The 11355-nt window shown below is 63.4% G+C and carries 8 protein-coding genes; 5 read left to right on the top strand and 3 right to left on the bottom strand.

Going from position 1 to position 11355, the window contains the following annotated elements; all coding sequences use genetic code 11:
- Positions 1–257: 257 nt before the first annotated feature.
- The gene (gene argE, locus FW789_RS23820; RefSeq protein ID WP_446432132.1) at positions 258–1409 is read right to left on the bottom strand and encodes an acetylornithine deacetylase; all 1152 of its coding nucleotides are present in this window, start codon (positions 1407–1409) and stop codon (positions 258–260) included.
- Complete coding sequence (locus tag FW789_RS23815; RefSeq protein ID WP_103437063.1) at positions 1402–2076, bottom strand: DUF1028 domain-containing protein; 675 nt, start codon at positions 2074–2076, stop codon at positions 1402–1404. Before FW789_RS23815 ends, argE begins: the two co-directional genes overlap by 8 nt.
- A 322-nt stretch (positions 2077–2398) precedes the next feature.
- Between FW789_RS23815 and FW789_RS23810 the strand changes: the two genes are divergently transcribed.
- Together FW789_RS23810 and FW789_RS23805 are read left to right on the top strand one after the other, a co-directional pair.
- Positions 2399–3712, top strand: coding sequence for a flavin-containing monooxygenase (locus tag FW789_RS23810; RefSeq protein ID WP_207073283.1), 1314 nt, complete (start codon positions 2399–2401; stop codon positions 3710–3712).
- A complete protein-coding gene (locus FW789_RS23805; RefSeq protein ID WP_103437061.1) occupies positions 3712–4122 on the top strand; it encodes a RidA family protein in 411 nt (136 codons plus the stop codon). Before FW789_RS23810 ends, FW789_RS23805 begins: the two co-directional genes overlap by 1 nt.
- Before the next feature lie 44 nt (positions 4123–4166).
- On the opposite strand, the gene FW789_RS23800 is transcribed toward FW789_RS23805, so the two are convergent.
- A complete protein-coding gene (locus FW789_RS23800; RefSeq protein WP_101318735.1) occupies positions 4167–5072 on the bottom strand; it encodes a LysR family transcriptional regulator in 906 nt (301 codons plus the stop codon).
- A 282-nt stretch (positions 5073–5354) separates the two neighbouring features.
- Between FW789_RS23800 and mexE the strand changes: the two genes are divergently transcribed.
- Genes mexE through FW789_RS23785 form a run of 3 tightly spaced genes read left to right on the top strand, consistent with a single transcriptional unit; the run spans position 5355 to position 11200 of the window.
- A complete protein-coding gene (mexE, locus tag FW789_RS23795) occupies positions 5355–6596 on the top strand; it encodes a multidrug efflux RND transporter periplasmic adaptor subunit MexE (RefSeq protein ID WP_101318733.1) in 1242 nt (413 codons plus the stop codon).
- 12 nt (positions 6597–6608) lie between these two features.
- The gene (locus tag FW789_RS23790; RefSeq protein ID WP_186699912.1) at positions 6609–9788 is read left to right on the top strand and encodes an efflux RND transporter permease subunit; all 3180 of its coding nucleotides are present in this window, start codon (positions 6609–6611) and stop codon (positions 9786–9788) included.
- Positions 9785–11200, top strand: a complete 1416-nt coding sequence (locus FW789_RS23785) for an efflux transporter outer membrane subunit (protein WP_207073284.1) — start codon at positions 9785–9787, stop codon at positions 11198–11200. The genes FW789_RS23790 and FW789_RS23785 overlap by 4 nt, the downstream gene beginning before the upstream one ends.
- Positions 11201–11355: the final 155 nt, after the last annotated feature.

Genomic DNA, 11355 nt, shown 5'->3' with positions numbered 1-11355 from the left:
GTTCCCTGTGCTTGTTGAGCCAGGGAAACTAGCAGCTTCTGACCGGTATTTTTCCCCGCCAAAAGCGAACAGGATGCGTCCTACAGCAGCGAGAGAAACGCCTTACGTTTGAACGCACTATCTAACGGTTTACAAAGCTGACACATGGCCTCGGGCCGTCAAACAGTGAGCCACCGGTACAGCAGAAGCGCACAGCACGGCCAACCACCAGAGGGGTATGCCAAGGCTAGCTGGCGCCACTCAACGCGGCGCAGTCATCAGCCCCGCAAATAATCTACCAACCGCAACAACATCGCATCACATCCCAACAACTGCGCCACACTGACAAACTCATCCGGCCGATGCCCCTGCTCCATGCTCCCCGGCCCACATACCACCGTCGCTATCCCCGCCTGATCAAACAACCCTCCCTCAGTCCCAAACGCCACCGTGCCAAACTCACTCGACCCACTGAGCAACGCCACCAACCGCGCAGCCTCGCTATCAGCCGCCGTAGCCAACCCAGGATACGCACTCAAAGGCCACAGCCGAATATCACTCGCGGCACTCACCGCCCGCATCCGCGGCAACAACTCGGCCTCGGCGTAGGCCTGCAACTGATCCGCGACAGTCTCTGCAGCAAACCCCGGCAACGCCCGCACTTCAAAGTCGAACTCACATTCCTCAGGCACGATATTCAATGCCCGGCCACCCTTGATCACCCCCGTCTGCACCGTCGAAAACGGCGGATCGAAACGTGCATCCTGATCCTCGGCCAACACCTGCCCAATCTCGCCCAACTTGCCGATCATCCGCGCCGCATACTCGATGGCATTCACCCCGTAAGGTGCATAGGCCGAATGACAGGCCGCGCCATGCACCTGGCAACGCATCGCCAGCTTGCCCTTGTGGCCAAGCACCGGTTTCAGCTCCGTCGGCTCACCAATCAGACACAAACGCGGTTTGTGCGGCCGCTCGGCCAAGGCCTCGAGCATCGAGCGCACGCCGAGGCAGCCGACTTCCTCGTCATAGGAAAACGCCAGATGCACGGGCGTGTGCAGCGGCTGCGCGAGAAACGCCGGCACCGCCGCCAGCACTGAGGCGATAAACCCCTTCATGTCCGCCGCGCCGCGACCATACAAGCGGCCATCGCGTTCGGTCATGACAAACGGGTCGACGGTCCACGCCTGGCCATCGACCGGCACCACGTCGGTATGCCCCGACAACACTACGCCGCCGCGATCCGTCGGACCGATGCTGGCAAAAAGATTGGCCTTGGTGCCCTCGGCGTTGAAAAACAGCTCACTCGCTACCCCCAGCTCAGCCAGGTAATCCCGAATGAACCCGATCAGTTGCAGGTTCGAATCACGGCTGACCGTGGCAAAGCCGATTAGCCGCCCCAACAGCTGCTGGGTGCTCAGCTCACTCATCGCCCGCCACTCCGTAACTCGGTGCACGGGTCGGATCGAGTGCGCGGGTCACGTAGTCGTTCATCTGCGGCCGGTAGGCTTGCCAGAGACCATCGAGCTGGCCAATCGGGTCGTGCTCGGCCCAGTCCACACGCAGATCAACCAGCGGCCAGGTCAGCTCACCGGCAATCTTCAACGCCGCCGAATGGATCGGCCCGGCCTCGCCACCTGCCGCGACAGCCGCGTGCATGGCGGCCAGCAAGCGATCCGCCAGGTGCCCACCGGCCTGCTCGAAGGCGTCGACCATGGCCTGGATCACCTGCTGCGAAGCGAGCAGATTGCCCGCCGCCGCGCACTGCTCACCGGCCACGGCATTGTGTACGCCCAAGGCCTGCTTGCCAGAGAACAGCGCGACCCGGCCATGACTGTCGATCACTGTGACCTGGCGGTAATCGCTCCAGCCATTGGCCGTCAACACCTGGTCCAGTGCGGCGGGTGGTAGCTGGCCTCGCTCCAGCGCATCAAGGACCTGCGGGCCAAGGGCAGGCAGGGTGATGTTCTGGCTGGCAACTGCACCGACCCCAGCGCGCACCCATGGGCAGCGGGCGCCTACCGCGATGCTGGAAGAACTGATGGCGATACCAAGCTGGCCGGTTTCGGCGCAGCGGCCAATGATGGAAAAGGTCATGGTTCAGCTCCTGTATCAGGCGAAGATCAGGCGGAAGAAAACTGCCCGCCACTCGTTAGCGAGCATTCTGGACAGCCCGCCCAGCCCACGAAACGACCTTTTTTGTTGCCCCTGCACAGGAAAAAACTCACGGCCAACAAAATAACCCTGACAGCACTGCCAAACCACGCTGCAGCCCTTGCTGCGCATGGCCTTCGCCAATTTATCGGCAAGTCCCAGCTAAATAGTATTTTCGCCGCTATTGTGCAGTCCCTAGTCTGGCCCCAGGCAAAGGCGGTCTCCCACCGACCTGATCAAATCGCCTTCCAAGAAGGGCTCGAACATGACATTGAACAACATCGAAATCGACACGCTGATCGTCGGCGCCGGCCAGGCCGGGGTCGCCATGAGCGAACACCTGAGCAAACTCGGCGTGCCGCATCTGGTGCTGGAGCGCAACCGCATTGCCGAGGCCTGGCGCAGCGGCCGCTGGGACTCGCTAGTGGCCAACGGCCCGGTCTGGCACGACCGTTTCCCCGGCCTGGAATTCGACCTGGACGCCGACGCTTTCGCCGGCAAGGAGCAGGTGGCCGATTACTTCGAGCGCTACGTACGCAAATTCAATCTGCCGGTACGCACTGGCGTTGAAGTGAAGAAGGTTGTACGCAATGCCGACCGCCCAGGCTTTGTCATCGAGACCAACCAGGGCACCATCCGCGCCAACCGCGTAGTGGCTGCCACCGGCCCGTTCCAGCGCCCGGTCATCCCCGCCATTGCCCCGCAGGACCCACGCCTGCAGCAGATCCACTCTGCCGCGTACTTCAACCCTGAGCAACTCCCTGAAGGCGCGGTACTGGTAGTAGGCGCGGGCTCTTCCGGCGTACAGATCGCCGAAGAGCTGATGCGTGCCGGGCGCAAGGTGTACCTCTCGGTCGGCGCCCACGACCGCCCGCCGCGCGCCTACCGCAACCGCGACTTCTGCTGGTGGCTGGGGGTACTGGGCGAATGGGATGCAGAAATCGCCAAACCTGGCCGTGAGCACGTGACCATCGCCGTCAGCGGCGCCCGTGGCGGCCACACGGTGGACTTCCGCGCCCTCGCCCACCAAGGCATGACCCTGGTCGGCCTGACCGAGTCATTCGACAACGGTGTCGCCACCTTCCAGAACAACCTGGCCGACAACATTCGCCGCGGCGACGAAAACTACCTGGCCCTGCTCGACGCCGCCGATGCCTACGTCGAGCGCAACGGCCTGGACCTGCCGGAAGAACCCGAAGCCCGCAAACGCCTGCCCGACCCGGCCTGCATCAGCGAACCGATCCTGCAACTGGACCTGATCGCGGCCGGCGTCACCAGCGTCATCTGGGCCACCGGCTACGGCGTCGACTTCAGCTGGCTGCAGGTCAATACATTCGACAGCAACGGCAAGCCAGTACATCAACGCGGCGTGTCGCAGGAGCCTGGGGTGTACTTCCTCGGCCTGCCGTGGCTGTCGCGGCGCGGCTCGTCGTTCATCTGGGGGGTGTGGCACGACGCCAAGCACGTCGCCGGTCATATCGCCACGCAACGCACTTACCTGGCCTACCGCGACCGTGATCAGCGCGACGCCGATGCCGCCGCCCAACCTCACAACGTCAGCACCCTCGGAGCCCACTGATGCCTACTCATACCCGCGTACGGATGTTCAACACCAAGGTCACCTACCCTAACCAGTCGCTCGACAACGACCTGTGCCAGGCGGTGCGCGCCGGCAACACCGTGTATGTGCGCGGCCAGGTCGGCACCGACTTCGACGGCCGCCTGGTCGGGCTGGGCGACCCGCGTGCCCAGGCCGAGCAGGCCATGAAGAACGTCAAGCAGCTGCTTGAAGAAGCCGGCTCGGACATGTCGCACATCGTCAAGACCACCACCTACATCACCGATCCGCGCTTCCGCGAGCCGGTGTATCAGGAGGTCGGCAAATGGCTCAAGGGCGTGTTCCCGATTTCCACCGGGCTGGTGGTCGCCGGGTTGGCGCAGGCTGAGTGGCTGATGGAGATCGATGTGATTGCGGTGGTGCCGGACTGAGCGGCATGGCTGAAATTGCTGGGGCCGCGCAGCGGCCCCACACTTTACAGGCTGGCCAACTGCTCACGGCAAAACTCGACGAACAACTGCGCCGGCTTGGTCAGTTGCACCCGTTTCAAGTGCGCTGCCGCCAACCCCGACAACTCCACCGGCTCGGCAATGTCGACCGTGACCAGTCGCTGACCATCGTAGGTGCACTCGGAATGCGGCCGAGTCACCAGCAACGAAAAACCAAACCCCTGCCCGACCATCCCCCGCACCATCTCGATCGACGGCGAGCTGAAGACGATATTCGGCGTCAGCCCCAACTCATTGAACAGGCTGACGAAGTAGGTCCTGCTCGGCGCGACGTCGAGCAGTATCATCGGCTCTGGGCACAAATCGCGTAACGACACCTGCGCCTGACCCGCAAAGCGGTGTTTCTCCGGCAACAACACGTAAGGTTTCTGCGGCGCCATCAACGGCTCGGCCTCGATGGTGCCATCCAGGTCATGATCGTAGAGAAACGCCAGGTCAAAGGTGCCAGCAGTCAGCCCCTGGATCAGCTCCTGCTGTTCACCGTCGCGCAAGCGAATGTCGACCCCCGGATAACGCTCGCGAAACCCGGCGATCAAACGCGGCAAATACAGCGGCGCCACCGTTTCAAAACAACCGATGTCGATCTGCCCAGCCACCGTGTCGTTGTCGGCCAGTGCGTTCTGCTCGAACTCGTGGGCCATCTGCAGCAGCGACTTGGTCTTGGCGTAGAAACGCTTGCCGCTGGGCGTCAGCGACACGCCCTGGGCGTGATGGCGGATAAACAGCTGCACGCCAAAACTCTCTTCCAGGTTCTTGATCGCGGTAGAGATCGACGGCTGGGCGATATACAACTGGCGCGAAGCCTCGGCAACGCTGCCGGCCTCCACCGTGGTGACGAAATACTTCAACTGACGCAAGGTATAGGAAGCCACAGGCACCTCTGGGGCGCCGTCGGCGGCGCGCTCTGATTTATCCCTGCTACCTTACCTCAGCCCCTTGCTGCAGCGCCGCTGGCCGGGCAAGCATTTGCCTAAGGCCTGACATTATTTTGCCTATCCGCGCCTCAGCGCGGCATGCTGGCCATGCGCAGTATCGATGGCGGCAGTGGGTTTATCATTCTGGATGATAATAACCTTCGGCCCATTCGATTCGTTCCCCACCCGCGCGCCGCGCAGAATCCGCCCCACTATCCATATACATTGGCGGATTTCTCCATGGAACAATCACTCAAACCCTTGCGTTATCCCCTCGCTGCCCTGGCAGTGCTGGTGATCAGCGCCTGCGGCCGTACCCCAGACGCCGTGCAGGCTCCGACCGCGCCGAAGGTCACCGTGGCCAAGGTGATCGAGCAACCGATCAACGAGTGGGACGAGTTTACCGGCCGCCTCGAAGCGCCAGAAACCGTCGAAGTCCGCCCACGGGTATCGGGCCAGATCGATCAGGTGGCCTTTACCGAAGGCGCCCAGGTGAAAAAGGGCGACCTGTTGTTCCAGATCGACCCGCGCCCGTTCCAGGCCGAAGTCCGCCGCCTCGAAGCACAACTGCAACAAGCCCGCGCCAGCGCCCAGCGCAGCGAAAACGAAGCCCGCCGCGGCGAGCGTCTGCGTGACAGCAACGCCATCTCCGCCGAGCTGGCCGAGTCGCGCAGCAGCGCCGCCGCCGAAGCCCGCGCCGGGGTTGCCGCGATCCAGGCGCAACTGGACCTGGCCCGCCTCAACCTGAGCTTTACCCGGGTCACCGCGCCGATCAGCGGCCGGGTCAGCCGCGCCGAGTTCACCGCCGGCAACATCGTCAGCGCCGATGTCACTCCGCTGACCTCGGTGGTGTCCACCGACAAGGTTTATGCCTATTTCGACGCCGACGAGCGCGTGTACCTCAAGTACACCCAGCTGGCACGTGAAGGCCAACGTGGCCAGAGCACTCCGGTGTACCTGGGCCTGACCAACGAAACCGGCAACCCGCACCTGGGCCAGATGAACTTCGTCGACAACCAGGTCAATCCGCGCACCGGCACCATCCGCGGCCGCGCCGTGTTCGACAACACTGACGGCCAGTTCACCCCGGGCCTGTACGCCCGCCTGAAGCTGGTCGGCAGCGCCAAGTACGACGCAGTGCTGATCAACGACGAAGCAGTCGGCACGGACCTTGGCAAGAAGTTCGTGCTAGTCATGGACCAGGACAACAAGGCTGCCTACCGCGCCGTTGAACTGGGCCCCAAGCTTGAAGGCCTGCGCATCGTCCGCAGCGGCTTGAACAAGGACGAGCGTATCGTCGTCAAGGGCCTGCAGCGGGTGCGCCCAGGCTCGCAGGTGACTCCAGAAGAGAGCGCCATGGCCAGTGAGCAGACCCTGACCAACCTCGCCCAGCAGCGTCAGGCGCTTGAAGCCAGCAACCCGGCGCCGCGCGTGGCCGGCCCCAGTGTGAAAGTCGCCAGTGCCCAGGCACCGCGCGGTTAAGGGACGACACCGATGAACTTCTCCAAATTCTTTATTACCCGGCCGATCTTCGCCGCCGTGCTGTCGCTGATCCTGCTGATCGCGGGCTCGATTGCGCTGTTCCAACTGCCGATCAGCGAATACCCCGAAGTGGTCCCGCCTACGGTTGTGGTACGCGCCAACTTCCCCGGGGCCAACCCCAAGGTCATCGGCGACACCGTTGCCGCGCCACTGGAACAGGCCATTACCGGTGTCGAGAACATGCTCTACATGTCCTCGCAGTCGACCGCCGACGGCAAGCTGACCCTGACCATCACCTTTGCCCTGGGCACTGACCTGGACAACGCCCAGGTACAGGTGCAGAACCGCGTCACCCGGACCCAGCCCAAGCTGCCCGAAGAAGTCACGCGCATTGGTATCACCGTCGACAAGGCTTCGCCCGACCTGACCATGGTCGTGCACTTGACCTCGCCGGATCAGCGCTACGACATGCTCTATCTGTCCAACTACGCCATCCTCAACATCAAAGATGAGCTGGCCCGCCTGGGCGGCGTCGGTGACGTGCAGCTGTTCGGCATGGGCGATTACTCGCTGCGGGTCTGGCTCGACCCGAACAAGACCGCCTCGCGCAACCTGACCGCCACCGATGTGGTCACGGCGATTCGCGAGCAGAATCGTCAGGTCGCTGCCGGCCAGCTCGGTGCACCACCTGCGCCAGGTTCGACCAGCTTCCAGCTGTCGGTGAACACCCAGGGCCGCCTGGTCAATGAGGAAGAGTTCGAGAACATCATCGTCCGCGCCGGTGCCGATGGTGAAATCACCCGTCTCAAGGACATTGCCCGGGTCGAACTCGGCTCCAGCCAATACGCCCTACGCTCGCTGCTGAACAACCAGCCAGCGGTGGCGATCCCGATCTTCCAGCGTCCTGGGTCCAACGCCATCGAAATCTCCGACGAAGTCCGGGCGAAGATGACCGAGCTGAAAAAGGACTTTCCCGAAGGGATGGACTTCAGCATCGTCTATGACCCGACCGTGTTCGTCCGTGGCTCGATCGAAGCCGTCGTGCACACGCTGTTCGAAGCTTTGATTCTGGTCGTACTGGTGGTGATTCTGTTCCTGCAGACCTGGCGCGCCTCGATCATTCCGCTGCTGGCCGTGCCGGTCTCGCTGATCGGCACCTTTGCCGTGATGCATCTGTTCGGCTTCTCGCTCAACGCCCTGTCGCTGTTCGGCCTGGTGCTGGCGATCGGCATCGTGGTCGACGACGCCATCGTGGTGGTGGAAAACGTCGAGCGTAATATCGGCCTGGGCCTGAAACCACTCGAAGCCACGCAAAAGGCCATGAGTGAAGTGACCGGGCCGATCATCGCTACGGCGCTGGTACTGTGCGCGGTGTTTATCCCGGCAGCGTTCATCTCCGGGCTGACCGGGCAGTTCTACAAGCAGTTCGCCTTGACCATCGCTATTTCGACAGTGATCTCGGCCTTCAACTCGCTGACCCTGTCGCCAGCACTGGCGGCGGTATTGCTGCAAGAACACGGCGCGCCCAAGGACCGCTTCTCGCGTGCCCTGGACCGGATTTTCGGGCGCTGGTTGTTCAACCCGTTCAACCGCTTCTTCGAGCGTGCCAGCCTGCGTTACGTGGCCGGCGTGGGCCGGGTCATCCGCTCCAGCGGCATCGCCCTGTTCGTCTATGCCGGGCTGATGGTGCTGACCTACCTGGGCTTCGCCTCGACCCCGACCGGCTTCGTCCCGGCGCAGGACAAACAGTACCTGGTTGCCTTCGCCCAGTTGCCCGACGCGGCCAGCCTCGACCGCACCGAAGCCGTCATCAAGCGCATGAGCGAGATTGCCCTGAAGCAGCCCGGTGTGGCCGACTCGGTAGCCTTCCCAGGCCTGTCGATCAACGGTTTCACCAACAGCCCCAACAGCGGCATCGTGTTCACCCCGCTCAAGCCGTTTGACGAGCGTACCGACCCGAGCCAGTCGGCAGCGGCCATCGCAGCAGCCTTGAACGCCCAGTTTGCCGATATCCAGGATGCCTATATCGCGATCTTCCCACCGCCGCCGGTGCAGGGCCTGGGCACCATTGGCGGCTTCCGCCTGCAGATCGAAGACCGCGGCAACCTCGGCTACGAAGCGCTGTACGAAGAAACGCAGAACATCATTGCCAAGAGCCACAACGTACCCGAGCTGGCAGGGCTGTTCACCAGCTATCAAGTCAACGTGCCGCAGGTCGATGCCGACATCGACCGAGAAAAGGCCAAGACCCACGGCGTGGCGATCAACGATATCTTCGACACCCTGCAGGTCTACCTGGGCTCGCTGTACACCAACGACTTCAACCGCTTTGGCCGCACCTATCAGGTCAACGTTCAGGCCGAACAGCAGTTCCGCCTCGACGCCGAGCAGATCGGTCAGCTGAAAGTGCGTAACAATCTGGGCGAGATGATCCCGCTGGCGACCTTCCTCAAGGTCAGCGACACTTCGGGGCCAGACCGGGTGATGCACTACAACGGCTACATCACCGCAGAAATCAACGGTGGCGCCGCCCCAGGCTACAGCTCCGGCCAGGCCGAGGCGGCTATCGAGAAACTGCTCAAGGCCGAGTTGCCCAACGGCATGACTTACGAGTGGACCGACCTCACCTACCAGCAGATCCTGTCTGGCAACACCGCACTGCTGGTGTTCCCGCTCTGCGTACTGCTGGCGTTCCTGGTGCTGGCGGCGCAGTACGAAAGCTGGAGCCTGCCGCTGGCGGTGATCCTGATCGTACCGATGACGCTGCTGTCGGCGATTACCGGGGTGATCATGTCGGGCGGTGACAACAACATCTTCACCCAGATCGGCCTGATCGTGCTGGTGGGTCTGGCGTGCAAGAACGCCATCCTCATCGTCGAGTTCGCCAAGGACAAGCAAGCCGAAGGGCTCGACCCACTGGCTGCGGTCCTGGAAGCCTGCCGCTTGCGTCTGCGGCCGATCTTGATGACTTCGATTGCCTTCATCATGGGCGTGGTGCCGTTGGTATTCTCGTCCGGCGCCGGTGCCGAGATGCGCCATGCGATGGGTGTGGCGGTGTTCTCGGGGATGATCGGGGTGACCGTGTTCGGCCTGTTCCTGACGCCTGTGTTCTTTGTCCTGATCCGCCGTTATGTCGAGCGTCGCGAGGCCCGCAAGGCCGCGCAAGCCAAGCCGCTGGAGAACCACGCATGAACCTGCTCAAACCACTGACCCCGAGCCTGTTGGCGCTGACCCTGGCGGCCTGCGCGGTGGGCCCGGACTACCAGGCGCCGAACACCGAGCCGGCGCAGTTGGGCAACCAGTTGCAGGTCAAGGCCTTCGACCGTAGCCGCTTTGAAAGCGTGTGGTGGCAGCAGTTCGACGACCCGGCCCTGAACCAGCTGGTGCAGGCTTCGCTGCAAGGCAACCGCGACCTGCGCGTGGCCTTCGCCCGGCTCCAGGCGGCGCGCTCGATCCGGGAGGATGTCGACAACGACAACCTGCCGGTGGTGAGCAGCCGCGCCAGCAGCGAGTTGGGCAAGGGCCAGATCCCAGGCCAGACCGAGCGCCGGGTCAACAGCGAACGCTATGACCTGGGTCTGGACATGGCCTGGGAGTTGGACTTGTTCGGCCGCATTCAGCGCCAACTGGAAGCCAGCGAAGCGCAAGAGGCCGCTGCCGCGGCCGACCTGCAGCAGCTGCAGGTGAGCATGATCGCCGAGCTGGTAGATGCCTATGGCCAACTGCGCGGCGCGCAGTTGCGCGAAAAAATCGCCCTGGCCAACCTCAAGACCCAGCAGGACTCGCGCAGCATTACCGAGACCCTGCGCGATGCCGGCGTCGGCAACGAGCTCGACGTGGTTCGCGCCGATGCCCGCCTGGCGGCAGTCGAGGCCACCGTGCCGCAACTGCAGGCACAGCAGGTGCGCGCACAAAACCGCATCGCCACTCTGCTCGGCCAGCGCCCGGATCAGCTCAGCGTAGATCTGTCGCCTAAACAGCTGCCGGCAATCGCCAAAGCACTGCCGATCGGCGACCCCGCTGAACTGCTGCGTCGGCGCCCGGATGTGCGCAGCGCCGAGCGCCAGTTGGCAGCGGCGACCGCCAACGTTGGGGTAGCGACCGCCGACCTGTTCCCGCGGGTAAGCCTGAGTGGCTTCCTTGGCTTCACCGCCGCGCGTGGCTCGCAGATCGGCTCGTCCGCCGCCAATGCCTGGGGGCTTGGCCCGAGTATCACCTGGGCAGCGTTCGACCTGGGCAGCGTACGTGCGCGCATCCGTGGCGCCAAGGCTGACGCCGAAGGCGCACTGGCTACCTACGAACAGCAGGTGCTGCTGGCGCTGGAAGAGTCATCCAATGCGTTCAGTGATTACGGCAAGACCCAACAGCGTTTGCAGGCCTTGATGCGCCAGAGCGATGCCAGCCGCAAGGCCGCCGACCTGGCTTCGATCCGCTATCGCGAAGGCACCGTGGATTATCTGGTACTGCTGGATGCCGAGCGCGAGCGGCTCGGCGCGGAAGATGCCCAGGCCCAGGGCGAAGTCGAGTTGTATCGCGGCATCGTCGCGATCTACAAGGCGCTGGGTGGCGGGTGGCAGCCTGAGACGGTGGCTAGTCTGCGATGACGCTGGAGGGGCGCTACGCACCCCTTTCGCGACACAAGGCCGCTCCTTGTATCTACAGGGAACGCGCACCAACGGCTTACGCGGTCACTGTAAGAGCGGCCTTGTGTCGCGAAAGGCCAGCAAAGCTGGCCCCGACGTACTCAAGCCAGACGCAC

This window comes from Pseudomonas sp. 1121_17 (genome assembly GCF_052850745.1).
This window is presented reverse-complemented; position numbering and strand designations above follow the sequence as displayed.

Bases quoted from the DNA above. Each gene is read 5' to 3' on its own strand.
- argE (WP_446432132.1), bottom strand. From the start codon at position 1,409: ATGAGTGAGCTGAGCACCCAGCAGCTGTTGGGGCGGCTAATCGGCTTT.
- FW789_RS23815 (WP_103437063.1), bottom strand. From the start codon at position 2,076: ATGACCTTTTCCATCATTGGCCGCTGCGCCGAAACCGGCCAGCTTGGT.
- FW789_RS23810 (WP_207073283.1), top strand. From the start codon at position 2,399: ATGACATTGAACAACATCGAAATCGACACGCTGATCGTCGGCGCCGGC.
- FW789_RS23805 (WP_103437061.1), top strand. From the start codon at position 3,712: ATGCCTACTCATACCCGCGTACGGATGTTCAACACCAAGGTCACCTAC.
- mexE (WP_101318733.1), top strand. From the start codon at position 5,355: ATGGAACAATCACTCAAACCCTTGCGTTATCCCCTCGCTGCCCTGGCA.
- FW789_RS23790 (WP_186699912.1), top strand. From the start codon at position 6,609: ATGAACTTCTCCAAATTCTTTATTACCCGGCCGATCTTCGCCGCCGTG.
- FW789_RS23785 (WP_207073284.1), top strand. From the start codon at position 9,785: ATGAACCTGCTCAAACCACTGACCCCGAGCCTGTTGGCGCTGACCCTG.